Source organism: Paenibacillus sp. sgz302164 (assembly GCF_056120505.1).
Genome location: NZ_JBVYOL010000068.1, coordinates 1 through 884 on the forward strand (window position 1 = coordinate 1; position 884 = coordinate 884).

Annotated in this window: 2 tRNA genes and 3 rRNA genes; all 5 read left to right on the plus strand. The window is 51.1% G+C overall.

Annotated features, from left to right (window positions below):
- A 16S ribosomal RNA gene (locus AC0LWT_RS38915) occupies positions 1-86 on the plus strand; the annotation flags it as partial.
- Between the two features lie 108 nt (positions 87-194).
- Positions 195-311 (plus strand): 5S ribosomal RNA (gene rrf / locus AC0LWT_RS38920).
- 64 nt (positions 312-375) lie between these two features.
- A tRNA-Ile gene (locus tag AC0LWT_RS38925) sits at positions 376-452 on the plus strand.
- A 17-nt stretch (positions 453-469) separates the two neighbouring features.
- Positions 470-545, plus strand: a tRNA-Ala gene (locus AC0LWT_RS38930).
- Between the two features lie 258 nt (positions 546-803).
- Positions 804-884 (plus strand): 23S ribosomal RNA (locus AC0LWT_RS38935); the annotation flags it as partial.

Genomic DNA, 884 nt, shown 5'->3' on the forward strand with positions numbered 1-884 from the left:
GCCAGCCGCCGAAGGTGGGGTAGATGATTGGGGTGAAGTCGTAACAAGGTAGCCGTATCGGAAGGTGCGGCTGGATCACCTCCTTTCTATGGAGTCCATGACAACCGCAGGTTGTCGGACGAACAAAGTTTCTTCACTCGTGTTCAGTTTTGAAAGGGCAAGATCCTTTCGGGCAGCTGTAGAAGCTGCACTCGTTTGGTGATGATGGCGGAGGGGATCCACGCGTTCCCATCTCGAACACGACCGTTAAGCCCTCCAGCGTCGATGGTACTTGAACCGAAGGGTTCTGGGAGAGTAGAACGTTGCCAAGCGAGCCCACAGCGAACGCTTTCGAAGAAAGCAAGCTTCGAAAGATCGTAGGTGGGTTTTTATTTTGGGCCCTTAGCTCAGCTGGTTAGAGCGCACCCCTGATAAGGGTGAGGTCGGTGGTTCGAGTCCACTAGGGCCCACCATACAACTTCATAAATATGGGGCCATAGCTCAGCTGGGAGAGCGCCTGCCTTGCAAGCAGGAGGTCAGCGGTTCGATCCCGCTTGGCTCCACCAACAACGATCGTTTCAGGCAAGAATTTCTCGGAAATTCGACTTGAAATGAGCGAGTAAGATGTGATAAGATACTTTTTGCCGCTGGTGAGGCGGTAAAGAAAGTCGAATCACGGCATACCTGTTGACAACTGACATCGCTTCGCGTATGAAACAGTTGCAACTTGCTCCTTGAAAACTAGATAACGAAACGTAAAGCGTGAAACTTAGAAATCCTTTTCGTTGACTGTGTCACAACAGTTAATGAAAGTACATTCTAGTGGTTAAGCTAGAAAGAGCACACGGAGGATGCCTAGGCGCTAGGAGCCGAAGAAGGACGTGGCGAACGACGAAATGCCTCGG